At 62.8% G+C, this 26030-nt stretch carries 29 protein-coding genes; 10 read left to right on the top strand and 19 right to left on the bottom strand.

What is annotated here, in order from left to right:
• Positions 1–44 precede the first annotated feature (44 nt).
• The 6 genes from H2510_RS09255 to H2510_RS09230 all read left to right on the top strand — a co-directional run bounded on the left by H2510_RS09255 (position 45) and on the right by H2510_RS09230 (position 6327).
• Positions 45–1319: a magnesium transporter MgtE N-terminal domain-containing protein gene (locus H2510_RS09255; protein ID WP_186628038.1), complete on the top strand. Its 1275-nt coding sequence runs from the start codon at positions 45–47 to the stop codon at positions 1317–1319.
• The gene (locus H2510_RS09250) at positions 1316–1885 is read left to right on the top strand and encodes a DUF1003 domain-containing protein (protein WP_186628036.1); all 570 of its coding nucleotides are present in this window, start codon (positions 1316–1318) and stop codon (positions 1883–1885) included. The genes H2510_RS09255 and H2510_RS09250 overlap by 4 nt, the downstream gene beginning before the upstream one ends.
• 137 nt (positions 1886–2022) lie before the next feature.
• Entirely contained in the window at positions 2023–2886 is an 864-nt protein-coding gene (locus H2510_RS09245) for a lytic transglycosylase domain-containing protein (RefSeq protein ID WP_186628035.1), read from the top strand.
• Between the two features lie 26 nt (positions 2887–2912).
• Positions 2913–4046, top strand: a complete 1134-nt coding sequence (locus tag H2510_RS09240; RefSeq protein ID WP_186628033.1) for an Mrp/NBP35 family ATP-binding protein — start codon at positions 2913–2915, stop codon at positions 4044–4046.
• A 50-nt stretch (positions 4047–4096) separates the two neighbouring features.
• Entirely contained in the window at positions 4097–5557 is a 1461-nt protein-coding gene (locus H2510_RS09235; protein WP_261392822.1) for an amino acid ABC transporter substrate-binding protein/permease, read from the top strand.
• Positions 5554–6327 carry an amino acid ABC transporter ATP-binding protein gene (locus H2510_RS09230; protein ID WP_186628031.1) on the top strand — a complete coding sequence of 258 codons (774 nt, stop codon included), beginning with the start codon at positions 5554–5556 and terminating at the stop codon, positions 6325–6327. Before H2510_RS09235 ends, H2510_RS09230 begins: the two co-directional genes overlap by 4 nt.
• Positions 6328–6393: 66 nt before the next feature.
• Here H2510_RS09230 and tatB read toward each other — a convergent pair whose 3' ends face one another.
• The 4 genes from tatB to sigE are packed head-to-tail and all read right to left on the bottom strand — an operon-like array spanning position 6394 to position 9387.
• Entirely contained in the window at positions 6394–6810 is a 417-nt protein-coding gene (gene tatB, locus H2510_RS09225; RefSeq protein WP_186628029.1) for a Sec-independent protein translocase protein TatB, read from the bottom strand.
• 17 nt (positions 6811–6827) lie between these two features.
• Positions 6828–8285, bottom strand: coding sequence for a trypsin-like peptidase domain-containing protein (locus tag H2510_RS09220; RefSeq protein WP_315901305.1), 1458 nt, complete (start codon positions 8283–8285; stop codon positions 6828–6830).
• Positions 8286–8294: 9 nt separating this feature from the next.
• On the bottom strand, positions 8295–8630 hold the full coding sequence (locus tag H2510_RS09215) for a hypothetical protein (RefSeq protein ID WP_186628028.1): 336 nt from the start codon (positions 8628–8630) through the stop codon (positions 8295–8297).
• A gap of 16 nt (positions 8631–8646) precedes the next feature.
• Complete coding sequence (gene sigE / locus H2510_RS09210; RefSeq protein WP_397517340.1) at positions 8647–9387, bottom strand: RNA polymerase sigma factor SigE; 741 nt, start codon at positions 9385–9387, stop codon at positions 8647–8649.
• A 131-nt stretch (positions 9388–9518) separates the two neighbouring features.
• Here sigE and H2510_RS09205 point away from each other — a divergent pair, with 131 nt between their 5' ends.
• A complete protein-coding gene (locus H2510_RS09205) occupies positions 9519–10151 on the top strand; it encodes an O-methyltransferase (RefSeq protein WP_186628026.1) in 633 nt (210 codons plus the stop codon).
• Positions 10152–10227: 76 nt separating this feature from the next.
• On the opposite strand, the gene glgC is transcribed toward H2510_RS09205, so the two are convergent.
• On the bottom strand, positions 10228–11442 hold the full coding sequence (gene glgC, locus H2510_RS09200; protein ID WP_186628024.1) for a glucose-1-phosphate adenylyltransferase: 1215 nt from the start codon (positions 11440–11442) through the stop codon (positions 10228–10230).
• A 76-nt stretch (positions 11443–11518) separates the two neighbouring features.
• Here glgC and glgA point away from each other — a divergent pair, with 76 nt between their 5' ends.
• A complete protein-coding gene (gene glgA / locus H2510_RS09195; protein WP_186628135.1) occupies positions 11519–12697 on the top strand; it encodes a glycogen synthase in 1179 nt (392 codons plus the stop codon).
• On the opposite strand, the gene H2510_RS09190 is transcribed toward glgA, so the two are convergent.
• The 11 genes from H2510_RS09190 to H2510_RS09140 all read right to left on the bottom strand — a co-directional run bounded on the left by H2510_RS09190 (position 12664) and on the right by H2510_RS09140 (position 21834).
• Positions 12664–13518, bottom strand: a complete 855-nt coding sequence (locus H2510_RS09190) for a putative RNA methyltransferase (RefSeq protein ID WP_186628023.1) — start codon at positions 13516–13518, stop codon at positions 12664–12666. The two genes, glgA and H2510_RS09190, sit on opposite strands and share 34 nt — an antisense overlap.
• Before the next feature lie 87 nt (positions 13519–13605).
• Positions 13606–13773, bottom strand: a complete 168-nt coding sequence (locus H2510_RS09185) for a DUF3117 domain-containing protein (RefSeq protein WP_084346353.1) — start codon at positions 13771–13773, stop codon at positions 13606–13608.
• Positions 13774–13871: 98 nt separating this feature from the next.
• A complete protein-coding gene (locus H2510_RS09180) occupies positions 13872–14480 on the bottom strand; it encodes a DNA-3-methyladenine glycosylase I (protein ID WP_186628021.1) in 609 nt (202 codons plus the stop codon).
• Positions 14477–14767, bottom strand: a complete 291-nt coding sequence (locus H2510_RS09175; RefSeq protein ID WP_084346025.1) for a DivIVA domain-containing protein — start codon at positions 14765–14767, stop codon at positions 14477–14479. The genes H2510_RS09180 and H2510_RS09175 overlap by 4 nt, the downstream gene beginning before the upstream one ends.
• Positions 14768–14796: 29 nt before the next feature.
• Entirely contained in the window at positions 14797–15729 is a 933-nt protein-coding gene (locus tag H2510_RS09170) for a glucosyl-3-phosphoglycerate synthase (RefSeq protein WP_186628019.1), read from the bottom strand.
• Positions 15726–16586, bottom strand: a complete 861-nt coding sequence (gene folP, locus H2510_RS09165; protein WP_186628017.1) for a dihydropteroate synthase — start codon at positions 16584–16586, stop codon at positions 15726–15728. The genes H2510_RS09170 and folP overlap by 4 nt, the downstream gene beginning before the upstream one ends.
• Before the next feature lie 112 nt (positions 16587–16698).
• Positions 16699–18474: a long-chain-acyl-CoA synthetase gene (locus H2510_RS09160; protein WP_186628016.1), complete on the bottom strand. Its 1776-nt coding sequence runs from the start codon at positions 18472–18474 to the stop codon at positions 16699–16701.
• A 57-nt stretch (positions 18475–18531) separates the two neighbouring features.
• Positions 18532–19083: a TIGR00730 family Rossman fold protein gene (locus H2510_RS09155; RefSeq protein WP_186628014.1), complete on the bottom strand. Its 552-nt coding sequence runs from the start codon at positions 19081–19083 to the stop codon at positions 18532–18534.
• Positions 19080–19817, bottom strand: a complete 738-nt coding sequence (locus H2510_RS09150; RefSeq protein ID WP_186628012.1) for a TIGR00730 family Rossman fold protein — start codon at positions 19815–19817, stop codon at positions 19080–19082. The genes H2510_RS09155 and H2510_RS09150 overlap by 4 nt, the downstream gene beginning before the upstream one ends.
• 42 nt (positions 19818–19859) lie before the next feature.
• Positions 19860–20957, bottom strand: a complete 1098-nt coding sequence (gene dapE / locus H2510_RS09145; RefSeq protein WP_186628011.1) for a succinyl-diaminopimelate desuccinylase — start codon at positions 20955–20957, stop codon at positions 19860–19862.
• Between the two features lie 43 nt (positions 20958–21000).
• Positions 21001–21834 (bottom strand): SMP-30/gluconolactonase/LRE family protein, encoded by an 834-nt coding sequence (locus H2510_RS09140; protein ID WP_397517339.1) that lies wholly within the window; start codon positions 21832–21834, stop codon positions 21001–21003.
• A 195-nt stretch (positions 21835–22029) separates the two neighbouring features.
• Between H2510_RS09140 and dapD the strand changes: the two genes are divergently transcribed.
• Positions 22030–22983 carry a 2,3,4,5-tetrahydropyridine-2,6-dicarboxylate N-succinyltransferase gene (gene dapD, locus H2510_RS09135; RefSeq protein ID WP_088943400.1) on the top strand — a complete coding sequence of 318 codons (954 nt, stop codon included), beginning with the start codon at positions 22030–22032 and terminating at the stop codon, positions 22981–22983.
• On the opposite strand, the gene H2510_RS09130 is transcribed toward dapD, so the two are convergent.
• Both H2510_RS09130 and H2510_RS09125 read right to left on the bottom strand, forming a co-directional pair.
• Positions 22980–23432, bottom strand: a complete 453-nt coding sequence (locus tag H2510_RS09130) for a 6,7-dimethyl-8-ribityllumazine synthase (RefSeq protein WP_186628009.1) — start codon at positions 23430–23432, stop codon at positions 22980–22982. The genes dapD and H2510_RS09130 overlap by 4 nt on opposite strands.
• A gap of 11 nt (positions 23433–23443) precedes the next feature.
• Positions 23444–23863 (bottom strand): DUF1810 domain-containing protein, encoded by a 420-nt coding sequence (locus tag H2510_RS09125; RefSeq protein ID WP_186628008.1) that lies wholly within the window; start codon positions 23861–23863, stop codon positions 23444–23446.
• 106 nt (positions 23864–23969) lie between these two features.
• On the opposite strand from H2510_RS09125, the gene H2510_RS09120 reads away from it, so the two are divergent.
• Positions 23970–24608, top strand: coding sequence for a CHAP domain-containing protein (locus tag H2510_RS09120; protein WP_186628007.1), 639 nt, complete (start codon positions 23970–23972; stop codon positions 24606–24608).
• Between the two features lie 4 nt (positions 24609–24612).
• Here H2510_RS09120 and H2510_RS09115 read toward each other — a convergent pair whose 3' ends face one another.
• Entirely contained in the window at positions 24613–26028 is a 1416-nt protein-coding gene (locus H2510_RS09115) for an acyl-CoA synthetase (protein ID WP_186628006.1), read from the bottom strand.
• Between the last annotated feature and the right edge of the window lie 2 nt (positions 26029–26030).

Genomic DNA, 26030 nt, shown 5'->3' with positions numbered 1-26030 from the left:
GTCTGATTCTCTGAAATATCCGTTGACGCTCTAACCTTGACATCATGGCAGCTCTGAGCAAGGTATTTGCGGCCAGGCTGGCGGGCCTGGTGGTTCTCGGTCCCGATGGTGAGTCGATCGGCCGTGTGCGCGATCTGGTCATCACCATGCGCATCGGACGCGCCCAACCTCGCGTGCTGGGAGTCGTCGTCGAACTTTCCACGCGCCGAAGGATTTTCGTGCCGATGCTTCGGGTCACGAGCATCGAGCCGAACTCCGTGCAACTCAACACCGGCAACGTGAGTCTGCGTCGATTCACCCAGCGCGCGAACGAGATTCTGGTCTTCGCGCAGATCCTCGATTCCAAGGTCCGCGTCGACGACCCAGAGCTCGAGGAGATGCACGATGTCGACTCGCTCGTGGTCGATCTCGGGATCGAACTGACCCGTACCCGGGATTGGCTCGTCGCTCGTGTCGCAGTGCGGCGCCAGCGTCAACGACTTGCCCGTCGCGGCGCGATCCACGTTGTCGATTGGCAGCACGTTCAGGGTTTGACGCAGAACGAGCTGTCGTTGCCCGGTCAGGGCGTCGCGCAACTTCTGATGCAGTTCGAGGACCTACGTGCCGCCGACGTGGCGCACGCGATGCGCGAACTCCCCGTCAAAAGGCGTATGGAAGTGGCGATGGCGCTGAACGACGAGCGCTTGGCCGACATCGTGCAGGAGCTACCCGATGACGATCAGGTGGAGTTGATGCATTACCTGGGCGTCGATCGTGGGGTGGACGTGCTCGAAGCGATGGACCCCGACGACGCCGCCGACCTGCTCGGTGAGCTGCCGAAGACCGAGGCGGAATCACTACTGCGCCTGATGGACCCGGAGGACTCGGCACCGGTTCGCCGTTTGCTCGCGCACTCTCCCGATACGGCCGGTGGCATGATGACGCCCCAGCCGGTCATCTTGACGGCGTCGACCACCGTCGCCGAAGCACTCGCGCGGGCGCGCAATCCGGATCTGACTCCAGCGTTGGCCTCGTTGGTGTTCGTCGTTCGGCCGCCGACCGCGACGCCGACGGGGGCGTATCTCGGATGCGTTCATTTGCAGCAGTTGCTGCGTGAACCGCCCGCAAGCTTGATCGGTGGTGTGCTCGACAGTGCGCTCCCCCGTCTCTCCACCGAGGACAGTTTGACTACCGTCACGCGGTATTTCGCGACATACAACCTGGTCTGCGGCCCGGTAGTCGACGATGAGGACCATTTGGTGGGCGCGGTAACAGTGGACGACCTTCTCGATCACCTGTTACCGGAGGATTGGCGAGAGCAAGAGGTGGCCGGCCGATGAAGGAAACAGCCCGCCAACGGATGGACACCCCACGCGGGACCAAGCTGTTCAATTTCCACCTCGACGTCGACGTGGGCAGATCCGGTGAAAAGGCTGCACGATTCCTCGGCACCGGGCGCTACCTCATCATTCAGACGGCCATCGTCATCGTCTGGATCTTCCTCAACGTCGTTGCGGTCAATCTGCGCTGGGATCCATACCCGTTCATCCTGCTCAACCTCGCGTTCTCCACTCAGGCTGCGTATGCGGCGCCGCTGATCCTGCTTGCACAGAACCGTCAGGACGACCGCGACCGCGTGTCGCTGGAGGAAGATCGAGCACGAGCGCAGCAGACCAAAGCGGACACCGAGTTCCTCGCCCGCGAACTCGCGTCACTGCGCATCGCCGTCGGCGAGGTCGCTACCCGCGACTATCTGCGCCGCGAACTCGACGAGATCAGGGAACTTCTCGAACAGTTGAACGGCGTTTCACCGGCGCCGGTGAAGAAGTCCAGAAAGAAATCCTCACGTCCCGCGTCGAAAAGTGACGGGGAGACGTGGGGGTCCGGCACGGATCACATCGAATAACGTTTCGGCGGCGGCTTGACCTCGCACGACACGCTCTATAACGGCGCGGTAACGAAATCATCTCGAATCGGGTACCCTCGACTCCGGAATTCAAACGGAAAGCCTCGAAACAACGGGGCGACGAGGAGGTACCAGGCGTGGGACGTCACAGAAGAGCATCGAACTCCACTATGCGGCGGAATTCGGTGATCGCTCTGACCGGCCTTGTCCCCGCAGGTCTCATCACTGCGGCTTCCAGCGCAGGAGCAGCGGAGTACCTCCCGTTCATGGCATCGGAGTCGACGACCGAGCAGTCGGAGCCCGTGGTCGAGACTCCACGTCCCCTCGCATCGGAGACCGACGCTCAGCCCGTCGCCGCAGCCGAGGCACCGGTCGCGCTGGCCGTAGCCGCCGCCCCGCAACCCGCGGTTGCGCCGACGCCCGAGCTACCCACGTCTCTGATGGCCAGCCCGATCGCCATCCCCACGGTCAACGTGTCGGCATACAAGAACGCCGAGCAGATCCTGACCGCCGAGCTGCCGGGCTGCGGTATCAGCTGGACCGTCATCGCCGGTATCGGCCGCGTCGAGTCCACTCATGCGAACAACGGCAAAGCAGATGACGCGGGCGAATTGTTCGAACCGATCCTCGGCCCCCGATTGGACGGCTCGCTCGCCGGAAACAACGTCATCGCAGACACCGACGGAGGCGCCCTCGACGGCGACCCACATTTCGATCGCGCCGTCGGACCAATGCAGTTCCTACCGGAGACCTGGAATCACTACCACGCCGACGGTAACGGCGACGGCATCTCCGACCCCCAGAACCTCTACGACGCAGCTCTCGCCACCGGTAAGTACCTCTGCGACGGTGGACTGGACCTGCGTGATCTCGGCCAGACGACCAAGGCAATTCTGCGGTACAACAATTCGATGGCATACGTCGCCAATGTGCTCGCCTGGTCCACCGGTTACGCAACCGGAATCGTCCCGACCTCGGACGAGCTCCCCCGCATCCACTAGCGTCGGGGCCCCGATAGCATGGGGTCATGGCAGTCCTTACGGAATCCGACGTTCGAACAGCACTTTCGAAGGTCATCGATCCGGAAATTCACAAACCGATCACTGATCTAGGCATGGTCAAGAGCGTCACGATAGGCGACGGCGGCGCAGTCGACGTGGGCATCTACCTCACCACCGCCGGATGCCCGATGAAGGGCGAGATCAGCGAGAGCGTCAAGAAAGCCGTCGCCGACGTCCCGGGAGTCGGCGTCATCAACGTCGAACTCGATGTGATGAACGACGAGCAGCGCACCGAACTCCGCAGATCTCTACGAGGCGATTCCGCCGAACCCCTCATTCCGTTCGCCCAGCCCGGGTCGCTGACTCGCGTGTACGCCGTCGCGTCGGGCAAGGGTGGCGTCGGAAAGTCTTCCGTCACGGTCAACCTCGCTGCATCGTTGGCCGCCCGCGGCCTGTCGGTGGGTGTGCTCGACGCCGACATCTACGGTCACTCGGTTCCTCGGATGTTCGGCAACGATGCCAAGCCGACCCAGGTCGAGAAGATGATCATGCCGCCACAGGCTTACGGCGTGAAGTTCATTTCCATTGCCCAGTTCACTCAGGGCAACACCCCCGTCGTATGGCGCGGTCCTATGTTGCACCGCGCCTTGCAGCAATTCCTCGCGGACGTGTTCTGGGGAGATCTCGACGTCCTTCTTCTCGACCTCCCACCCGGCACCGGAGACATCGCGATCTCGGTGGCGCAATTGGTTCCCGGCGCAGAGATCCTCGTTGTCACCACACCGCAGCAGGCAGCAGCGGAGGTTGCCGAGCGCGCAGGAGCCATCGCGCTACAGACCCGCCAACGTATTGCCGGAGTCGTGGAGAACATGTCCTGGCTCGAGCTGCCCGACGGCACCCGCATGGACATCTTCGGATCGGGCGGTGGCCAGGACGTGTCCGACCGATTGACCAAGGCTGTCGGCGCCACTGTTCCACTACTGGGCCAGGTTCCACTCGATACCGCGGTTCGAGAAGGCGGTGACAACGGGATTCCCATCGTGCTGGGTCACCCCGAGACTCCGGCAGCGAAGGCACTCGAAGCCGTCGCGGCAAAGCTCGCCGTGCGCGAGCGGGGACTGGTAGGCATGTCGCTCAGCATCGATACAACCCGCCGGTAACCTCACCTGATACTTGCCACTCGGACACAATTCGGTAGAGAGTGGCAAACATGAAAACGCCGCAATCGAACGGCCGTGGCGCAGTGGCGCTGGCGTTCGTGCTGTTCTCCGTCCTCCTGGGATCAGTCCTAGCACCCGCCGTCGCCGCCGCTCAGCCGGCTCCGCCGCCGGGTCAGAACTACTCCATCGCAACCGATATCACGTTCGCTCCGTTCGAATTCCAGGACGAGAGCGGCAAACTCGTCGGCATCGACATGGATCTGCTCGCGGCGATCGCGGAGGACCAGGGATTCGAGTACGACGTCAGCCCAGTCGGATTCGACGCCGCACTGCAGGGCGTCACCGGCGGTCAGTTCAACGGCATGATCGCCGGAATGTCGATCACGGACGCCCGCAAAGCTACTTTCGACTTCTCCGATCCGTACTTCGATTCCGGCGTACAGATGGGTGTCCTCGATTCGAACGATTCGGTGACGTCGTACGAAGACCTTCGAGGTAAGACCGTCGCGGTCAAGAACGGCACCGAAGGCGCCACCTTCGCCGAATCCATCAAGGAACAGTACGGATTCAGCACTCGGTACTTCGCCGATTCCTCGTCGATGTTCGACGAGGTCCGAACCGGCAACTCCGCGGCGGTATTCGAGGACTATCCGGTGCTGGCATACGGCATCAAGCAGGGCAACGGCTTCAAGACGGTCACCGAGAAGGAGCCTGGCGCCAGCTATGGCTTCGCCGTCGCGAAGGGGCAGAACGCACAGCTGCTGGAGGAATTCGACGCCGGCCTGGCGAACCTGCGTGCCAGCGGCGAATACGACCAGATCCTCGACACCTATCTCAATTCCGCTGCCAGCACCGATGACAACTCGATTCTCGGCCTGATCAAGAGCACCTGGAAGCTGCTGCTCGAAGGCCTCTGGCTGACGATCCTGCTGACTGCGATCTCGATCGCGATCGCCCTGGTGCTCGGCGCAATCTTCGGCCTTTTCCGCGTATCGACGAACATCGTCCTGCGCGGCATCGGCACAACCTATGTCGATGTCTTCCGTGGCACACCGCTTCTCGTGCAGGCATTCTTCATCTACTTCGGCATTCCTGCCGCACTGGACTTCCAGATGTCCGCCTTCACCGCAGGCATCATCACACTGTCACTGAATGCCGGCGCCTACATGGCCGAGATCGTCCGCGGCGGCATCCTCGCTGTCGACAAGGGCCAGATGGAAGCGTCGCGAAGCCTCGGTATCAGCTACCTGAAGTCGATGCGAAAAGTGGTGATGCCGCAGGCAGTTCGAACGATGATCCCGTCGTACATCAATCAGTTCGTGATCACACTCAAGGACACGTCGATCCTGTCGGTCATCGGCCTCGCCGAATTGACCCAGACCGGCCGCATCATCATTGCGCGCAACTTCCAGTCCTTCAACATGTGGCTGATCATCGGCGTCATGTACTTCATCATCATCATGGCCCTCACCAAGCTGTCGAACCGGATCGAGAAGAGGATCAACAAATGACCGCGGACCTGAGCAAAGCTGTGCCGGTCGAAGGCAAGCCCGGCGTCAAGATCGCCATCAAGGACCTACACAAAGCCTTCGGTGACAACGAAGTGCTCAAAGGCATCGACGCCGATATCGCAAACGGTGAAGTGGTGTGCATCATCGGGCCGTCCGGATCCGGCAAGAGCACGCTGCTTCGGTGCCTCAACAAGCTCGAGGACATCACCGGCGGCCACGTCGTCGTCGATGGCGTCGACCTCACCGACAAGAACGTGAACCTCGACAAGGTCCGGCAGAACATCGGCATGGTGTTCCAACATTTCAATCTCTTCCCGCACATGACGGCCCTCGAGAACGTCATGCTCGCCCCCGTGCAGACCAAGAAGGAATCAAAAGCAGAGGCCAAGAACTCCGCGCTCGAACTGCTCGAGCAGGTCGGCCTCTCCGATCGTGCCCACTACAAACCTGCCAGCCTGTCCGGTGGACAGAAGCAGCGCGTCGCGATCGCGCGAGCCCTGGCGATGAACCCGTCGATCATGTTGTTCGACGAGGCGACCTCGGCCCTCGATCCCGAAATGGTCGGTGAGGTTCTCCAGGTGCTGCGCGATCTGGCGAAGGGCGGCATGACGATGGTCGTCGTGACCCATGAGATGGGGTTTGCACGCGAAGTGTCCGACCGCATCATCTTCATGGCAGAAGGAGTCATCGTCGAAGAAGGTACGCCCGATCAACTTTTCGGGAACCCGCAGAACCCGCGGACGCAAGACTTCCTGAACAAGGTGCTCTGACCGGACGTCGCGTGAACGGTCCGTTCGAGCACCACCGCGAACGGGCCGTTTCTCGGGCCGATGAACCTAGGTGGCGTCCGAATCGATCGGCGGCGTCTTACCGGTCGGAAGATTCTTCTCCAGTGACGGCTTACTCTCCGGCGTGGGCAGAGATCCGTTCGTCGAAGAGCCGGTGGTCGGCTTCTTGGAATCGAAGTTGCCCGTGAAGATCGAATCATCGCCGTCGAGCAAGTGCTTGGTGATAACCGCGCGCGGGGTCATGCCACGAAGCTGATTGAGGTCGGCGAGGGGCTTACGGAGATCCTCGAAGTCCGTGCCCAATTCGTCTTTGAGCTGCTGACTCGCGCCGTTCGCGTAGTCCTTCACCTGACGGATCGACTTGCTGACCCAACTGATGGCGCCGGGGAGCCTGTCAGGGCCAAGGATTACGAGCGCTGCTACCAGGAGCACGACGAGCTCTCCCCAGCCAATGTTGCCGAACACGTCGTCAGCCTACTTCCTCAGTCCGAAATTGGGGTGACGGTGACATCGACCAGCCGACCCGACCGGATCAGCTGCACGGGCGTCGACTCACCGATCCGACTCGACTGCACGGCGACGACCAGTTCGTCGGCGCTCGATACAGCGCGATCGCCGACCTTGGTGATCACGTCACCCTCGACGATGCCTGCTTGCTGAGCGGGCCCACCGGCACGCACGTTGGCGACTTCAGCACCGGACGTAGCGTCGTTGATGACCGAACGCGCATTGATGCCGATGTCCGGGTGTTGCATCTTCCCGTTGGCGATGAGCGACTGGGCGACCTTGGTGACGTCATCGATCGGAATGGCGAATCCAAGACCCACCGACCCGCCGCTTTCGCTTCGGATGGCCGAGTTGATCCCGATGACACGCCCTTCGGCGTCGATCAGGGGTCCCCCGGAGTTGCCAGGGTTGATCGCGGCATCGGTCTGCACGGCATCGATAACCGCGTCGGTGTCGGTGCCTTCACCGGACAGGCGAACCGGACGATCGAGCGCGCTCACAATGCCACGGGTGACAGTCTTGCTCAAGCCGAGAGGCGAGCCGACCGCTACGACGTCCTCGCCGACCTGGACGTCTGCAGAATTTCCCAATTGTGCGACCGTCAGATTTCCGACGTCGGTCTTGAGTACGGCCAGATCCGTCTTGGTGTCGCGGCCGACGATCTTCGCGGGCACCTTGGTGCCGTCGGAGAAGGTCACTTGCAGCGTCGCACGGTCCGGGTTGGTAGCCGCCATCGAGATGACGTGGTTGTTGGTCACGATGTACCCGGCTCCGTCGATGACGACGCCGGATCCGGTACCTGCGTTCTCGCCGAGAGTCACCTGAATCGAGACGACGGCAGGCAGGACTGCGTCGGCCACCTTGGCGACCTGCCCCTGCGGGAGGTCTTCCCCACTCGATTGAGTCAGGTTGACTTTCTGACTGGTCAAGGCGCCGGTCACCTCGGCAGTCTCACGGCCCACCAGCCCGCCGACGAGGCCGATTGCCAGGGCGATGGCTCCGAGCACCACGAGAGTCTTGGGTGCGACGCGTTCGCCGAACAGCACCTCCCGGACACCGAGCTTGGGTCCGTCGGGCGCGACCGGGGGTTCCGGTGTCGGTTCGGCGGCGTTGCCCAGCCGCACCGAGGAATGCGGGTCACGCCACGGATCCTCGGGTACGGGCTCGGGTACCACTTCGTTGGATGTTCGGTCAGGGTCACGTTGCAAGGACTCGGCAGCGTCCGTGGGGCGGCCGAACGCCTCAGCGAGAACTGGGTCGGGTGTGCGCACCGCAATTCGGGGAGAAGGCTCTGCCCGTCGCGCTGGAGGTGTGAACGACCCCTCGTGGCCCTTCGGACGTCCGAACGCCGCAGCCGACGCCGGATCCACCTCGGGCCGGTAGAGCGGCCTTGGAGGCAGTCTGGGTGCCTCGGGATCTGTATGGGTGCTCACGCGCACAGGCTACCGACGACGCCTGCGGATACCCACAACGGAGGTAACGATCGCGCGTTTGCTGCGGCTGATCGCATCCTTGGCGTCGGTTGGCTCGCACATCGGAATCTGGCTGAGCAGACCGCGAAGCGAGTGGGGCATGGACAACTCACCCGCGCCTTGCAACGCACTACGTGCCTGCTGCTGAGCATCCACCTCGGCGGCGCACTCATCGCACTCGGCGATGTGGTGGGCGGCCCGTAAGTAGGCGGTCATTCGAAGTTCGCCGTCGACGAAGGCGGCAACTGCTTCACTGGCCAGATGCTCGGTCGAGCTGAACTGTCGTGGCTTGCGGGCCTGCGTCATCCAACCCTCCTGGTAGCTACTGGACACTTGCGTGATCCGGCTCGACCTTCCCGTTCACTCGAAGATACTCGCGAAGCGCTGCGCGTCCACGGTGGATTCGACTTCGGACGGTTCCGAGCTTCACACCGAGTGTTGCACCGATCTCTTCGTAAGACAGCCCTTCGATGTCGCACAGCACGATCGCGGCGCGAAACTCCGGCGCCAACGAGTCCAGCGCGGACTGCAGATCGGGGTCGAGGCGTGCGTCGTGGTAGATCTGTTCCGGGTTCGGGAGCTCGGAAGGGACCCGGTCGTAGTCCTCGGGTAGTGCTTCCATTCGAATTCGATTGCGTCGACGGACCATGTCGAGAAACAGGTTGGTCGTGATGCGATGCAGCCAGCCTTCGAATGTGCCGGGCTGGTAGTTGGACAGCGAACGGAACACACGAATGAACGTGTCCTGTGTGAGATCTTCGGCATCCTGCGCGTTGCCGGACAGCCGGTATGCCAGACGGTAGACGCGGTCGCCGTGTTCGCGAACGAGCTCGTCCCAGGACGGCATCGCGTTCTTTTCGCCGGTCGCGTCGAACACGGCGGTGCCGCTCAGATCCGCTACAACAGCAGAATCGGCGGGCTCGGGCAATCGAGCGGTGTCTCGATCTCCGTTGATCTTGTAAATAGTTGGATCCTCCTGCTCAGGACCACGTTGGTGTAGCTCCCGTGCCGTGTACAACCTGCGGCTCCGCCGAGATGTTCCCGCGTGTGTCTTCTCGATCAAGCGATCTCCAGTAGCTTGTCGCATCCGGGTGTGCCCACCGTATGAAAAAGCTGAGGTGCCGCTGAGAAAGTGGCACGCAGATCGACCGAGTCGCTCCGCAGGCTTTGCTCCTGCCGCGATAGCCTCGGCATGTGCCGACAAATGCCGAGAAGTTGCTCACCTACGCCGAGGAGTCCGTGCAGGAAGACGAGATCCTCGTCAATGCTCGTGAACGCGCTGACGATCTCGGCGCCGCACCCGTGCCGCCGTCCGTCGGCGCGGTACTGAGCATCTTCGCTCAGATGCTCGGCGCCAAGACCGTCGTCGAGGTCGGAACGGGTGCCGGTGTGTCCGGCCTGTGGCTGCTCGACGGGATGCGCGAGGACGGCGTGCTCACCACCATCGACACCGAACCCGAACATCAGCGCGCCGCCAAGGAAGCGTTCCGTGCCGGAGGTATCGCGCCGTCGCGGACGCGCCTCATCAACGGATGGGCGCTCGATGTCCTCCCCCGCCTCGCCGACGAGACCTACGACTTGGTGTTCATCGACACCAGTCCGGTGGACCACCTGCATTTCGTACAGGAGAGCGTGCGACTACTCCGACCCGGCGGAGTTCTGGTGCTGCACAACGCCCTACTGAGCGGACGGGTCCCCGACTCCACGCAGCGTGACGCCACTACCGTCGCCGTCCGCGCTGCCGCCCGCGCCATCGCCGAGGACGACCGCCTCACGACGGTCCTGCTCCCCCTCGGCGACGGGCTGATCTGCGCCTCACGGAGCTAGACAGCCTCGCGGAGCTGGCCGGCCTCACGGAGCTGGACGGGGCCGGCTCAACGAGGGCGGCGAGCGGTAGGGGCCGCTAGATCCAGATGCCCTTGCCGACGGTGACGATGCCACCGGCAGAGACGTTGAAGCGTTCCTTGTCGCGCTCGATGTCGACGCCGACGATTTCGCCGTCACCGACGACGACGTTCTTGTCCAGGATCGCCCGACGAACGACCGCGCCCTTGCCGATTTTCACCCCGGGCATCAGGACGCTGCCCTCCACGGTCGCCCCACTGTCGATCATGACGTTCGAGCTCAGAACCGAATTGCGAACCGTTGCCGCCGACAGGATGCAGCCTGCACCCACGACGGATTCCTGTGCGAGACCGCCCTGCACGAATTTTGCGGGCGGAAGGTTCTCGGCTGCACCGCGAATGGGCCAGCGACGGTTGTACAGATTGAAGATCGGGTGCACGGACACCAGATCCATGTGTGCGTCGTAGAACGCGTCGATGGTGCCGACATCACGCCAGTAGCCACGGTCGCGTTCGGTGGCACCGGGAACGACGTTGTCGTTGAAGTCGTACACCGACGCCATGCCCGCCTCGACGAGAGCCGGGATGATGTCACCGCCCATGTCGTGGTCGGAGTCGGAGTTCTCGGCGTCTGCTTTGATGGCGTCGATGAGCACCTTGGTGGTGAACACGTAGTTGCCCATCGAGGCAAAGGTGACGTTCGGGTCGTCGGGAGTCCCCGGTGGGTGCGCCGGCTTCTCGAGGAACTGGGTGATGTTGCCGTTCTCGTCGGAGTCGATGCAGCCGAATGCATACGCTTCGCTACGCGGAACCCTGATGCCCGCCACGGTGGCGCCTGCACCCGAATCGATGTGCTGCTGGACCATCTGTTCCGGATCCATGCGATAGACGTGATCGGCGCCGAAAACGACGATGTACTCGGGGTCCTCGTCGTAGACGAGGTTGAGCGACTGGAAGATCGCGTCGGCGCTGCCGGTATACCAACGTGGGCCGAGCCGTTGCTGCGCCGGTACCGGCGTGATGTATTCCCCCGCGAAACCCGACAGGCGCCAGGTTTGCGAGATATGGCGGTCCAGCGAATGGGACTTGTACTGAGTCAGCACGCACAGCCGGAGGTAACCGGCGTTGACGAGATTACTGAGTACGAAGTCGATCAGTCGATATGCGCCACCGAATGGGACGGCGGGCTTGGCTCGATCGGCGGTCATCGGGTATAGGCGTTTACCCTCACCGCCTGCCAGCACAATGCCTAGTACGTGCGGTTGTGTCCTCACGTGCCCAACCTATCCGCACCGGATGAACCTCGCCAGCAGTACACGCGGTTCGCACAAGGAATGTAGGTTGTCAGATGTGCGCGTGGCAATGATGACAAGGGAATTTCCGCCTGAGGTTTACGGCGGCGCAGGTGTACATGTGACCGAGCTATCGGCACAGTTGAGATCCCTGTGCGAGGTCGACATTCACTGCATGGGGGCGCCGCGCGATACCGCGCAGGTTCACGATCCCGATCCCGCATTGGCAGGGGCCAACGCCGCCCTCACGACACTGTCCGCCGAATTACGGATGGCCAACGCTGCGGCCGGCGCCGATGTCGTGCACTCGCACACCTGGTACACCGGGCTTGCCGGGCATCTCGCGGCCGAATTGTACGGCGTGCCGCACATTCTCACCGCCCATTCACTCGAGCCTCGCAGGCCGTGGAAGGCCGAGCAACTGGGCGGCGGCTATCGCATCTCCTCCTGGTCCGAACGCAACGCTGTCGAGTACGCGGATGCGGTCATCGCGGTCAGCGAGGGCATGGCCAAGGATGTTCTCGACGCCTATCCACGCCTGGATCCCAGCCGAGTTCACGTGGTACGCAACGGCATCGACACCGAAAATTGGCATCCGGGTCCAGCGGCGGACCCCGCGGATTCCGCGTTGGCAGACATCGGTGTCGATCCGAACAGGCCGATGGCGGCGTTCGTCGGACGCATCACCCGGCAAAAAGGTGTCGGCCACCTCATCGCGGCAGCACATCATTTCGACCCGTCCATTCAACTGGTCCTGTGCGCGGGCGCGCCGGACACCCCGGAGATTGCCGCCGACACCGAGCGAGCGGTGGCCGAACTCGCCGAGACCCGATCGAATGTGTTCTGGGTTCGCGAGATGCTACCCACCGAAAAAGTCCGTGAAATACTTTCGGCGGCAGACGTATTCGTATGCCCCTCGGTGTACGAGCCCCTAGGGATCGTCAATCTCGAAGCCATGGCCACCGAAACTGCCGTCGTCGCATCCGATGTCGGCGGCATTCCCGAGGTGGTCGAAGACGGTGTCACCGGACGCCTCGTGCACTACAACTCCTACGAGCCACAGGTGTTCGAGCGCTCCTTGGCCGACACGGTCAACGCTGTCGCGCTCGACCCGAAGACCGCGACGGCGATGGGCAGAGCTGGTCGAGCACGGGCCATCGCCGAATTTTCGTGGGCTGCCATCGCGCAGCAGACAGTCGAGGTCTACAACGCAGCACTGGCGGCCAGGGCCCGGTAAGTACCGACGGTCACCGAGGCCGTCACCTCGACTGTGTCGGGTAAAGCTGCAATTGCAGTGCGGCGCGAGGCATCTGTGGAATGCCGAACCGACGGACCCATTCCCACAAGGCTTCCGATGCTCGCATGATCGAGCGCCATCGTGAACTCGATGCGAGTGGTGTCCGTCTGCTCATAGCGGCCTGCCAGAGATTCTTCGAGGCGCCGCGCCTTGTCCTCGTCCACGCTGAGGAGGCCGAGGGTCTCGATCAGTTCCTGCTGATGATGAGCGGTCGGAGTGACGACGACCAATATTCCGTCCGGGGCGAGAATGCGTCGCAGCTCAGCGGCGTTCCGCGGCGAAAACACGCAACTGACCGCGTCGATCGCACCGGTTCGCACAGGCAGTGGTTGCCACACGTCGGCCACGACGGATCCCAGTCGCGGATGCGCACGAGCCACTGTTCTGGCCGCAGGCTTGGACACGTCGAGTCCGACGCCCCTCATGCGCTCGGACGTCTCGAGTACCGCCGCCAGATAGTGTCCGGTACCCGCGCCCACCTCGAGCACGGTGGCGGGATCGTGTACCGACATGGCCGCGGCTACCGCAGCGATGATCCGATCGAAGTGTCCGCTGTCGAGAAACTTCGACCGCGCCTCGATCATCTCGGCGGAATCACCGACGATCTTGCCTGCGTTTCCCGCCAGCAAACTGACGTAGCCCTGACGTGCAACGTCGAAGGTATGCGCCCGGTCGCACCGCAACACGCGACCGTCCTCGATGGCCTCGAGATCCGAGGTGCAGTGCGGGCAGGCCAGTAGATCCATCACATCGCTCAGCAATTTGTTCTCTCCGTATGGACTGGCATCACCACAAAGCCCCGTTCGCCGACTTCGCGCACGGGGCTATGGGTAGAAAAAGAACAGCAGCTATCCGGTGACGCCCCTCAATTCCTCACCGAGTGCTGCTGCCTCGTCTGGGGTGAGTTCGACGACCAGGCGCCCACCGCCTTCCAGCGGTACCCTCATCACGATTCCTCGTCCCTCTTTGGTTGCTTCGAGGGGACCGTCTCCGGTCCGGGGCTTCATAGCCGCCATCCTCTGCTCCCTCCAGATCTGCGCCACACTGCACTGCGCCTCGGCCAAAAAAGATTTCTCGCCGCAGGGCGAGAAAGGTTCTTGAACACTATTCTTCCCTATCGAGGCCGATATCGGGAACTGGAGTCGGTATTGAGGGCTGGCATCAGACAACCGGACAGGTGATCGTCCACCATTCCGGTGGCCTGCATCAGGGCGTAGGCCGTTGTCGGTCCGAAGAACCGCAGGCCACGACGCTTGAGGTCGGCGGCCATCGCCGTCGACTCCGCGGTCACCGCCGGCACCTCCGAGGCGTCGGCGAGCCGGCTCGGTCGCGGCGGGATCGCGAACGACCACAGCAGAGTGTCGAGATCGGTTCCAACCAGGTCGAGGACGACCCGCGCGTTGGCTATCGTTGCGGCGATCTTGGCCTTGTTGCGGACGATGGAGGCATCGGCCATCAGTCGGGCGACGTCGTCCTCGCCGAAGCTCGCGACCTTCTCCGGGTCGAAACCCGCGAACGCGCGACGAAAGCTCTCCCGTTTACGCAAGATGGTTATCCACGACAGGCCGGATTGGAACGATTCGAGGCACAGTCGCTCGTACAAGGCATCCCTGCCGTGAACTTCCCGGCCCCATTCGGTGTCGTGATACTCCCGATAGAGGTCGTCTGCCGTAGCACCCCATGGACAGCGCAGTAGACCGTCCGGTCCGGGTATCGCCGTCATTCCTCGGACTTCGCTGCTGCCAGAGCGGACCGCAGCAGATCGATCTCGGCACCCAACCGGTCGAGGGCCCAATCGACTTCGCTCTGCTTGTAGCCACGCACCGTTTGCTGAAATTTCAGCGTTCGGACATCGTCGCCGGTCACACCTTCTGCGGGCAGCACCGTGGCGGTGGTGCCTTCGGGTAGCGGGCCGAGTTCTTCACCGCGTCCGAACACGACGCTTGCCACGAAGAAGAGCAGGGCTGCGATCACGGCGATGATGACGACGTATAGAAGGAGCGTCAGCATGGACCGATCGTCTCACGCAGCCCTGCCCGTCACACGTGCAAGGTGTTGATTGCCGGTCGATCCTCCAACGAGACCTCCGTCGAGAACGGGACGAACGAGTCCCCGTCGACGCGAAACTGTGTCAGCCCGGCACCCGAGTCCGGGATTCCGCATCGCCCGAGCATGGTGCCGACGATCTGACGACTCATGGCACCGAGTTCGACGAGCGGACGGTTCCGATGCTTGCGTACACCGAGATTGACCTGGCCGATTGCGTCGAGGCCGAGCCGATCGTAGGTATCGAGCAGCAGTCCGATCTCGACGCCGTAGCCGGGCGCGAACGGGACGGCAGACAACAGCTCGCGGGTGCCGGCGTACTCACCACCGAGCGGTTGGATCACGCTGGTCAATTCCGGACGCATAGCCGCCAGCATGGGGCGGGCGACGAGCTCGGTGACCCGTCCTCCACCGTTGGCGTCCTCGCCGCCGCTCACCCGTAACGGGCGCCGGTAATACCCCTTCACCAGATGGATTCCCTCGACCGTCAACAACGGTCCCAGCAGCTTCGGGACGAAGGCCGGATCGGGATTGATGAGGTCGGAGTCCACGAAGGCGATGAGGTCACCGGTCGACGCCGCGACAGCGCGCCACAGCACTTCGCCTTTGCCGGGCACTGGTTCGAGTCCTGGAATTGCTTCCTCTCGACTGATCACGCGTGCACCGGCTGCTCTTGCACGTTCGGCCGTGGCGTCGGTGGACCCGGAGTCCAAGACGATCAGTTCGTCGACCAGACCTCCCAGCAACGGGTGGATCGTGTCGATGACCGCGGCCACGGTCTGTTCTTCGTTGAGGGCGGGTAGAACCACCGAGACGGTTCGGCCCTTCTTCGCGGCTTCCAGCTCCGCCAGAGACCACGACGGTTCATCCCAACTGTGCGAGGCCGCCCACGATTCCCTCACAGCCGTTCTGTCGGCCAACGTCATGCGAGCCCCCTGACGGTTCGTTCGGGAATCCTCGTCCCCAGAATCGCGGCAACCATGTCCACGACTCTTCTGGTCGATGCGACCTCGTGCACTCGGAACATGCGAGCTCCGCCTGCTGCGGCCAATGCTGTCGCTGCCAATGTTCCCTCCAACCGGTCGGCGAGTTCTACACCTAGAGTCTCGCCTATGAAATCCTTGTTGCTCAGCGCCATGAGCACTGGCCATCCGGTGTTTACAAGAACGTCCACTCGCCGCAACAACTCGAGCCCGTGATAGGTGTTTTTTCCGAAATCGTGGGTCGGATCGATCAGAATCGAGTCGCGGCGAACTCCGGCGGCAAGCGCCGCTTCTGCTGCTGTCGTCACTTCGGCGACGACGTCGGCGACCACATCGGTGTATCGAACGCGGTGCGGACGCGTGCGTGGCGTCGCGCCTCCGGTGTGTGAACACACGATCCCGACGCCCTCTTCTGCAGCGACCGCAACGAGATCAGGATCGGCCCCCGCCCAGGTGTCGTTGATCAGATCTGCACCGACTCCGCACGCGAGCCTTGCTACCTCGCTACGCCAGGTATCGACACTGATCAGCAGATCGGGGTACTCGCCTCGAATGGCTTCGACGAACGGAATCACGCGGCGAATTTCCTCGGCCACGTCGACCACATCACCGGGTCCGGCTTTGACTCCGCCGATATCGACCAGGTCCGCGCCCTCCGCGACAGCGCGGTGCACCGACGCCATGGCCGCGTCGTCGGTGAAATTCGCACCTTTGTCGTAGAACGAATCCGGGGTGCGGTTCACAATCGCCATGACGAGTGCGCGGTCGGTGGCGACCGGTTTGCCGCAAAGGGTGCTCATGAATCAATAGTGGCATCCCTGCACACACCGAATGCTGCGCGGCCGTTCGGGCTGGTCGAGAAGACAGATTCGGCCAGTGGCTGGAAGTCACACTGACCGCATCGCTTCTCCCCTAACCTTTGGGGGCCTTCCCTGCAGCTACTTCGTCGACGTATCCGTCGTACGCCTTGTCGTATCCACCGGACTTGCCGCGGAGTACGTACAGTTCGGCATCGGAGTCGTCGCCGTAGCCGAGCTTTCGCAGAGCAACCTTCTGGCTCTTGAACGTCGAGGTCTGCTCGAGACTGTCCACGACACGGACGAACAGCGGAACCGCGTACGAGGGCAGTTTGTCGTAGAGATGCTCGGCGACCGATTTTCCATCGAAGCTCTCACCGTCACGCAACGTCACCGCAGCCATACCTGCCTTGCCGTCGGTTCCTTCGATGTCGACGCCGTAGACGACCACACCGTCCACCGATGGGTGTCCGCCGAGCGCGCCCTCGACCTGCGTCGTCGCGACGTTCTCTCCCTTCCACCGAAAGGTGTCACCGAGTCGGTCGACGAACGCGACGTGCATCCAACCCTGATGCCGGACCAGGTCGCCGGTGTCGAACCAGCAGTCTCCATCTTTGAACCCGTCTCGGACGAGTTTCTTCTCCGTCGCCTCGTCGTCGGAGTAACCGTCGAACGGTGCGCGGTCGGTGACCTTCGACAACAACAGACCTACTTCGCCGCTTCCGACCTTGCGGAGTCGGCCGTTGCTTCCGCGCTTCGCCTTGCCCGACTCCTCGTCGTATTCGACGACGGCATACGGCAGTGGGCAGATGCCTGCAGTCTTCTTCATGTTCAGAGCATTGATGAACGCAATGTTGCATTCGCTCGCGCCGTAGAACTCCGCAACGCGCGAGATTCCGAAACGCTCGGTGAACTCTTCCCAGATCTCGGGGCGTAAGCCGTTGCCGACGATGAGCTCGATCGTGTTGTCTCGGTCGTCCGGCCGCTTCTCCTGAGTCAGCAGGTAGCGGCACAGTTCGCCGATGTAGGTGAACGCGGTCGCCTTGTTGACCTTGACGTCTTCCCAGAAGTTGCTGACCGAGAACTGTTTACCGATGGCCATCGCCGCACCGCCGGCGAGGACCGATGACAGCGTCACCGTCAGCGCATTGTTGTGATAGAGCGGCAGGCAGCAGTAGATGACGTCGTCTTTGCGCAGACGCACACCCATATTGCCCAGCCCGGACATCGACTTGAGCCAGCGAAAATGGCTCATCAAACTTGCCTTCGGCAGGCCGGTGGTGCCTGAGGTGAAAATGTAGAAGGCATTTTCTTTGGCCTGGATCTGCGCAGTCACCGACGGGTTGTCCGCGCTGGCATCCGCCGCGAGTTCGGCAAGCTCGCGCATCGGCAGAACCACGCCCGCCTCTGGAGCGTTGTCCAACGAGTCGAGCGCTTCCTGAGCGTTTTCGTCGAGGACAAGAACGGTCGCCGACAAGATGCCGAGGCTGTGTTCGAGGACGTTGCCCCGCTGGTTGTAGTTGAGCATTCCTGCGGTAGCGCCGAGCTTGACGGCAGCGAGGGCCGCGAAAAGCGCCTCCGGCCTGTTCTTGCTGAGCACACCGACCACGTCGCCGCGCTTTACGCCCAGGTCGGTGAATACATGGGCATACCGATTGACCATCGCGTTGGCGTCGGCGTACGACACCGATTCACCTTCGAATCGCACGAAAGGTCGGTCTCCGTGCTTGGCAGCGGCATCCTGGAACACCAGGCCGATCGAGGCCTTGTGATGAGGTTTGCGAGTAAAGCCGAGGACACCGCGCAGCATGCTCGGCACCTCCGTCACCATTTTCGGCAACGCGACCGCGAGGTCGGTCAGGCCAATTTTCTGACGGGCATCGACAGCCATGGAGTCCCCTTCGAGCTATGTGATCCCTGTTACCTTACTCCAGAGTAACCTTTGGTTTCATCGTGGAGAACAGGCGGCTAGCGCATCGCCGATCGTGGCGGTCCTGATCAGCTTGTCCAGTGCCCGCTGCTGAACGAATCCCGTCGAGGACAACCCATCGAGCCACTGCAACAGGCCCGCGTAATGGTCCGTTGGATCCAGTAGTACGACGGGCTTGTCATGCATGCCCAGATACCCCGCCGTCCAGGTTTCGAACAGTTCCTCCAAGGTTCCGATGCCACCGGGTAGCGCGATGAACGCGTCGGCTCGGTCTTCCATGATCTTCTTGCGCTCACGCATGGTGTCGGTGACGATCAATTCATCGGCGTCGACGTCGGCGACCTCTCGATGGACGAGAGCTTTCGGGATGACTCCGACGGTGAAAGCACCTGCAGCCCGCGCCGATTCGGCTACCGCTCCCATCATCGAGACGTTCCCGCCACCGGAGACCAACTGCCATCCCCGTTGACCGATCGCGGTACCGAGTTCACGCGCCAGCTCGAGAAACGAAGGATCCACCGGCCCGGACGCACAGTAGACGCACACCCTGATTACGACAGCTTCGCTCACTCCGACTCTCCGCAAACACTGCTCACGATCTGCACGGCTTCCTCGACGCTGTCGGTACAACGAATAAGGTCCAGGTCGGCCGAGGAGATCTTGCCTTGCGCGACCAGTGTGTCCTTGATCCAACTGATGAGACCGGACCAGAACTCGGTGCCGATCAGGATAATCGGGAAGCGCGTCACTTTGCCCGTCTGCACCAGAGTGAGAGCCTCGAACAATTCGTCGAGCGTGCCGAAACCGCCTGGGAGACAGATGAACGCCTGGGAGTACTTCACGAACATCGTCTTACGGACGAAAAAGTACCGAAAGTCGATACCCAGATCGACCCAATCGTTGAGGCCCTGCTCGAAGGGCAGCTCGATGCCGAGCCCGATCGAGTAGCCGTCGACGCTACTCGCACCGCGGTTTGCAGCTTCCATGATTCCTGGGCCGCCGCCAGTGATGACCGCAAATCCCGCTACCGCCAACGCACTTCCGAGCTCGCGGGCAGACTTGTACTCATCGTGATCACGCGGGGTTCGAGCCGAACCGAACACCGAGACCGCCCTCGGCACCTCGGCGAGAGCGCCGAAACCCTCGACGAACTCACTCTGAATCCGCAGCACCCGCCACGTGTCGGTGTGATTCCAGTTTCCCGTTCCGCGCTGATCGAGCAACCGCTGGTCGGAGGTCGACGACTCGGTGTTGCGTCCGCGACGCAACGTCACCGGTCCCTTGCGTCTCGCTGGCGTCTCCATGTCTTACAGGCTATCCGGCCCACTAGCGATCGGAACCACAGGTCATCCAGCGGTCAGGTATCCCCGCAGGACTGCCGTGACGTTCGTGATCTGCTCGGTGGGCACTCGCTCGTCGCGCTTGTGCGCCAAGTTCGGGTCTCCAGGACCGTAGTTGACCGCCGGGATACCGAGCGCCGAGAACCGCGACACGTCGGTCCAGCCGTACTTGGCGCGAAACCGGCCACCGGCCGCCTCGATCAGCGCCGCAGCCGCAGGCGCGGCGAGTCCAGGCAACGCACCGGGTGAGGAATCGGTGACCTCGAATCCGAGATCGAGCCCGTCGACGACGTCACGAACGTGCTCGATCGCCTGCTCGACACTCCGATCTGGGGCGAAGCGAAAGTTCACATCCAGTTCGGCTGCGTCGGGGACGACATTGCCGGCCACGCCACCGGAGATACGTACAGCCTGCAGACCTTCGCGGTACAAGCAGCCATCGATGTCCACCTCTCGCGCACTGTATGCAGCCAACCTGTTGAGAACAGCACCGAACTTGTGAATTGCGTTGTCCCCCAGCCACGATCGAGCACTGTGCGCTCTCGTCCCACCCGCCGAAAGCCGCACTCGCAGCGTGCCCTGGCAGCCCGCCTCGATGAATCCACCGGACGGCTCACCGAGAATCGCCACGTCGGCCGCAAGCCACTCCGGCAGCTCACGTTCGATCCGCCCCAGGCCGTTGAGCGTCGCGTCGATCTCTTCACAGTCGTAGAACACCAGCGTGATGTCGTGCGCAGGGTCGTCGATCGTGGCGGCGAGATGAAGAAAGACAGCGTCACCAGACTTCATGTCGACCGTGCCACAACCATGCAGAACATCGCCCTCGACACTGTCGCGTTCACGTCTGCTCGGCACATTGTCGGCGATCGGGACGGTATCGAGGTGACCGGCGAGCATCACGCGACTGGGAAGCCCACGATCGGTGCGCGCAAGAACCGCATTACCGCTCCGGATGATCTCGAAACCGACCGTCTGTTCACGCAGCGCGGCCTCCACCGCATCGGCGATCACCGACTCCTCCCGCGAAACACTGGGTATATCCACCAGCGCCGCTGTCAGATCGATGGGGTCGGAATGCAGATTCAAAGCCGGGTACGAACTCACCGTACGAGACTACTTCCAGCTCATTCCGCAGCCACAACTCCCGCTACTCCCGCCGCTGAAGTGCGCCTCCGGGGATCTCGTACACCGCGCCATCGAATCCTGCCCGGAACAGCTTTCCAGCAGAGAAACCCTGTTCACCACGGCCGTAGATCAGAACACTCGACAACGGAATGCCGCTGCCGAGGACGCAGTACTGCCCGGGTGCATCGATGCGAACTACTTGCCCGCGGGCGTTGAACGGTACGACGGGGCGGCCTGCGGAGTCCAGTGTCAGACCGTCCGGCGCGCTCAACGCGTCCAGACCGGGCAGGTCGAGAATGCTCTCCGGCCTCGATGGATCGGCGACCGGGATTCGGCTCACCCCCGGGTTCACGAAGGTCCGAGATACATACAGGTACTCGCCTGCAGGATCGAGCACCGCGCCGTTGGCGCTGGGGAACCTTGCCCACTCGGAATTCACCGATCCGTCGGGGCGAACCTGCCCGATGAGACCCCCGAAATCGTTGGTCGCATATACAGTCCCATCGCCGGCGACCGCGAGGCCGTTGGCGGCACTCAAACCCGTCGCGAACGGGCTGAGCTCGAGCGTATCGATGTTCAGCCGAACGATGCCCGCAGCCTTGATGAGATCACCCACGAAGACGCGGGGATCGGCGCCGTACCCGACGAGCAAGGTGCCGTCCGGCATCCAGGCAAGGGCGCCACCGCCGCCGCTGGGCACCGTCGCGATGGGATACGCAGCCTGGCCCGGCGCGTCGATCCGGTAGACCCGGCCAGTGACTATATCGGTCGTGTAGAGCCTGCCCTGCCCGTCGACCGCCAGCCCTTCGAGAGCCGACCCGTCGATCTGGGCGACCTTCACCGGTGGTGCGCTCACCGCAGCACACTCAGGTGCCGCGGACGCCGTCGGCGCCTGCAAGACCGTTGTTCCTCCTGCGATCAATACGGCCGTTACAGCACCCGTGCCCCACCGTCGGAATTGCGCCCCCAAAGTCATGAATCATGTTTAGCACGCACGCCCGTCGCCGTCGCGCTTCTGCCTTCGACGACGCACGCCGTATCCTCGGTACCTGTGAGCGCACAGGGAGCATCAGCAATAGGCATTGCCAACATCACCACCAGCGGAGTCGTCCTCGACACCTGGTACCCCAGCCCCGAGCTGGGCGGAAACGGGCCGGTCGGCACCACGCGGCTCGAGGGGTCGGACATCCCCGCCGAGTTCGCCGCCCTCGTCGGCCCGGACGAGGCTCGCGGAGTCGACGTCGTCGCCGTCCGAACGACCATCGCCTCGCTCGACGACGCACCGATCGACGCGCACGACGTCTACCTGCGCCTGCATCTGCTCTCGCATCGTCTCGTTCAGCCGCACGGGCTCAGCCTGGACGGCCAGTTCGGCTTTCTTGCCAACGTCGTATGGACCAACTTCGGACCGGCAGCGGTCGACGGTTTCGAGACGGTCCGCACTCGCCTTCGTGCACGCGGCCACGTCACGGTACTCAGCATCGACAAGTTTCCCCGTCTCGTCGACTACGTCGCGCCGTCAGGCGTCCGGATCGCCGACGCCGATCGCGTCCGACTGGGCGCGTATCTCGCGAGCGGAACGACGGTCATGCACGAGGGATTCGTCAACTTCAACGCGGGCACGCTCGGTAACTCGATGGTCGAAGGCCGAATCTCGGCCGGAGTCGTCGTCGGTGACGGCTCCGACGTCGGCGGTGGCGCGTCGATCATGGGCACACTGTCCGGCGGCGGCAAGAACGTCATCTCGGTCGGTGAGCGTTGCCTACTCGGTGCCAACTCCGGACTCGGCATTTCCCTCGGCGACGACTGCGTCGTCGAGGCAGGTCTCTACATCACCGCGGGAACCAAGGTGACCGGCCCGGACGGCACCGTCGTGAAGGCTGCGACGCTCAACGGAAACAGCAATCTGCTGTTCCGTCGAAATTCGGTATCCGGTGCCGTCGAGGTCGTGCCATGGAAGGGCACCGGCGTCGAACTGAACGCCGCACTACACGCCAACGACTAGATGGTGCGAAGGGAGTCGAGAGTGGCGACCACTGCGCGTGCCGCCTCGACTCCTTTACGCTCCAGATGTGCGGTGAAGAACGCCGAGTGATCGGCGTGCTCGTGGAAGTGGTGGGGTGTCAGCACTACGGAGAACACGGGTACGTCGGTGTCCAGCTGGACCCGCATCAGGCCGTCGATAACAGCCGATTCTACGAATTCGTGCCGATAGATTCCGCCGTCCACGACCAGTGCAGCAGCCACGATTGCCGAATATTTACCCGTGCGCGCCAGACGCTGGGCGTGCAATGGAATCTCGAAGGCTCCTGGAACCGCGAACTGGACTACCGAAGCTTCCGGATAGCCCTGCGCCGCCAACTCGGAAACGAATCCCTGGCGCGCCCGGTCGACTATCTCACTGTGCCACGTCGCTTGGATGAAGGCGATGGATCCGAGTTGCTCGTTCGTCATGAAAGATGATGTTAGTCGTCGAGCAGATCGATAGTTCGCTCGTCCGGCTTACCGTCGTAGTACTTCTGTAAAACCTCCCCGAAAATCGGAATACCAGGGTCGACTTCGGCGAACAGGGTCATCGACGACTGCAGCTTCAGATCGTCCGGATAACCGAAAATGTCGGCGGCGGTCCCATCGGCGATCTTCGCCACCATCGCGGCGGCCTTCCGCAGTCGCGGCCCCAAGACTTCGTGCGAGAGGTACATCTGCGCTTCCACGCGGTCTGCGATTCCGAAATGCTGAGCCGTCGCACTGCGTCCGAGCCCGGCGAGTTGCGGAAAAACGAACCACATCCAATGGGTGCGTTTGCGGCCGGCTTTCAGCTCGGCGCGGACGGCGTCCCACACCGGATCCTGCGCGTCGACGAATCGCTGTAGGTCGTATTCCATCAAGAGCCTTCCAAAGAATTTGTGGCCGAAACAGCTTCGTCGCGGGGCCGACAGTAGCAGCGCTGCCTGCGCACTCATCCAACTCGAAGGCCGATACACTCCGCAAATGGGTAATGACGGGGTCGACACTGCGCCCGTGCGAGCACAATCCGGTAGTACCTCACCGTCCCCGCGCACGAGCCGTCGAAAGTGGGGGTGGGTCGCCGGAGTTCTTGCCGCCACCGTGTTGTTGGCAGCGGGCGTGTTGTGGTTGGCGCCGAGTAGATACTTGCCGTGGGACACCACTGCTTTTCCCGATGTCGATGCTGCGGCTCTCTCTTCGGAGCAGGCCGAGGTGGTAGAACTTCTCCGCACCGAACACAGCCGACAGAACCCGGGAACCTTCTACTCCGACGGTGTCGAAGAAGCGTGGTGCGCAAACTTCGTCAGCTGGATCATGCGTGAGGCAGGACAGCCACTGAGCAATCCGAATTCCGGTAGCTGGCGGATCCCCGGTGTGTACACGCTGACCGAGTTCTACCAAGGCGAGGGCAGATTCGAACCGAAGGGCTACACCCCGTCGGTCGGGGACGTCGTGCTCTACGACAACAGCAGTTGGATCGGTCAGCACACCAACATCGTCGTCGCGATCGACGGGAACACTGCCACCACGGTGGGTGGCAACGAACTCGGAAAGATTCGCGTACATACCGTCGATATATCCGGCGATTCGGCCGTCGTCGGATTCGGGCGCCTCGTCGAATAACCGCTCAGCCGAGCTGCTTTTTCTGAACCTTGCCCATCGCGTTGCGTGGCAGTGAATCTACGACGCGAATTTCCCTCGGCCGCTTGTGAATCGAGAGTTCGTTCGCGACGAGATCGATCAGAGCCGACGGTTCGACGCCTGTGCCGACGACGAATGCAACGATGCGCTGACCGAGGTCATCGTCCGGAAGCCCCACGACGGCGACCTCGTCGACGCTCGGGTCCCCCAGCAGAACGGTCTCGATCTCACCGGCACCGACGCGATAGCCACCCGTCTTGATCAGGTCGGTGGATGCGCGTCCGACGATGCGGTGGAATCCGTCCGGACCGATGACCGCCACGTCGCCGGTGTCGAACCACCCGTCCTCGGTGAACACCTTCGCCGTCGCCTCCGGGTTGTTCAGGTAGCCGGCGAACAGCATCGGACCGCGTACCTGCAGCGCTCCGATCGACTCCCCGTCGTGTGGGAGGGTCTCCCCTGCCTCACTCACGATTCGTGTTTCGACGCCGTCGACCGGCAGTCCCACGGACCCGGGCCTACGTTCTCCGTCGGAGCGGGTGCTGATGGTGATCAGCGTTTCGCTCATGCCGTAACGCTCGATGGGCGCCTGGCCTGTCAGTTCCTTCAGTTTCTCGAACACCGGCACTGGCAGAGGCGCGCTGCCGGAAACGAGCAGACGGGCGTGCGCGAGGGCTCTTGCGGACGCCTCGTCGGCGGCGATGCGGGACCATACCGTCGGGACGCCGAAATACAGCGTCCCTTTCGCGGCGGCATACAGCTCGGGAGTCGGCTTTCCGGTGTGTACGAGTGGACTGCCGATGCGCAGCGGGCCCAACATTCCGAGGAGCAGTCCGTGGACGTGGAACAGCGGAAGCCCGTGCACCACGGTGTCCCGGTAGGTCCAGTTCCACGCCTGCGCTACCGCGTCGATACCGGCCGCGATCGCGTCCCTCGACAACAGGACGCCTTTCGGCGGGCCGGTCGTGCCCGAGGTGTAAAGAATGAAAGCGATGGACGACGGGTGTGGATCCGGGTAGCTGTGCCAGGACCTGGCGTGCTGACGGACCGGCAGGACCTCGAGGCCCGCCGTGTCCTCGGGCGCCTCGCCGAGCCATGCCTGCGCACCGGAGTCTCGCAGCATGTGTTCGCGTTCGGCATGCCCGGCATCAGGCGGGATCGGCACCACCGTCACACCTGCAATCAGCGCACCGACTACGGCAAGCACAGTCTTGACGCTGGGAGTCGCCAGTACTGCCAGGCGTTCCGCCCTCGAGATCCGCTCGGCGACCGACGTCGCGGCGCCGAGAATGTCGCCGCGGGACAGGGAGACACCGCCGATCGTCACAGCGTCGGAAATATCGTCTCCGCGAGCGACGGCGAGTGGATTCAATGATCGGAGCAGCACATGGTTACCGTACATAC

Source organism: Rhodococcus sp. BP22 (assembly GCF_014281965.1).
Lineage (GTDB): Bacteria > Actinomycetota > Actinomycetes > Mycobacteriales > Mycobacteriaceae > Rhodococcoides.
Note: the sequence above shows the minus strand (reverse complement) of the source record. Positions and strands in the feature narration are given on the sequence as shown.

Excerpts from the sequence above, each read along its gene's own strand:
- H2510_RS09255 (WP_186628038.1), top strand. The coding sequence starts at position 45 with ATGGCAGCTCTGAGCAAGGTATTTGCGGCCAGGCTGGCGGGCCTGGTG.
- H2510_RS09250 (WP_186628036.1), top strand. The coding sequence starts at position 1,316 with ATGAAGGAAACAGCCCGCCAACGGATGGACACCCCACGCGGGACCAAG.
- H2510_RS09240 (WP_186628033.1), top strand. The coding sequence starts at position 2,913 with ATGGCAGTCCTTACGGAATCCGACGTTCGAACAGCACTTTCGAAGGTC.
- H2510_RS09235 (WP_261392822.1), top strand. The coding sequence starts at position 4,097 with ATGAAAACGCCGCAATCGAACGGCCGTGGCGCAGTGGCGCTGGCGTTC.
- H2510_RS09230 (WP_186628031.1), top strand. The coding sequence starts at position 5,554 with ATGACCGCGGACCTGAGCAAAGCTGTGCCGGTCGAAGGCAAGCCCGGC.
- H2510_RS09215 (WP_186628028.1), bottom strand. The coding sequence starts at position 8,630 with ATGACGCAGGCCCGCAAGCCACGACAGTTCAGCTCGACCGAGCATCTG.
- H2510_RS09185 (WP_084346353.1), bottom strand. The coding sequence starts at position 13,773 with ATGGCGGCTATGAAGCCCCGGACCGGAGACGGTCCCCTCGAAGCAACC.
- H2510_RS09180 (WP_186628021.1), bottom strand. The coding sequence starts at position 14,480 with ATGACGGCGATACCCGGACCGGACGGTCTACTGCGCTGTCCATGGGGT.
- H2510_RS09175 (WP_084346025.1), bottom strand. The coding sequence starts at position 14,767 with ATGCTGACGCTCCTTCTATACGTCGTCATCATCGCCGTGATCGCAGCC.
- H2510_RS09170 (WP_186628019.1), bottom strand. The coding sequence starts at position 15,729 with ATGACGTTGGCCGACAGAACGGCTGTGAGGGAATCGTGGGCGGCCTCG.
- folP (WP_186628017.1), bottom strand. The coding sequence starts at position 16,586 with ATGAGCACCCTTTGCGGCAAACCGGTCGCCACCGACCGCGCACTCGTC.
- H2510_RS09160 (WP_186628016.1), bottom strand. The coding sequence starts at position 18,474 with ATGGCTGTCGATGCCCGTCAGAAAATTGGCCTGACCGACCTCGCGGTC.
- H2510_RS09150 (WP_186628012.1), bottom strand. The coding sequence starts at position 19,817 with ATGGAGACGCCAGCGAGACGCAAGGGACCGGTGACGTTGCGTCGCGGA.
- H2510_RS09130 (WP_186628009.1), bottom strand. The coding sequence starts at position 23,432 with ATGACGAACGAGCAACTCGGATCCATCGCCTTCATCCAAGCGACGTGG.
- H2510_RS09125 (WP_186628008.1), bottom strand. The coding sequence starts at position 23,863 with ATGGAATACGACCTACAGCGATTCGTCGACGCGCAGGATCCGGTGTGG.
- H2510_RS09120 (WP_186628007.1), top strand. The coding sequence starts at position 23,970 with ATGGGTAATGACGGGGTCGACACTGCGCCCGTGCGAGCACAATCCGGT.
- H2510_RS09115 (WP_186628006.1), bottom strand. The coding sequence starts at position 26,028 with ATGTACGGTAACCATGTGCTGCTCCGATCATTGAATCCACTCGCCGTC.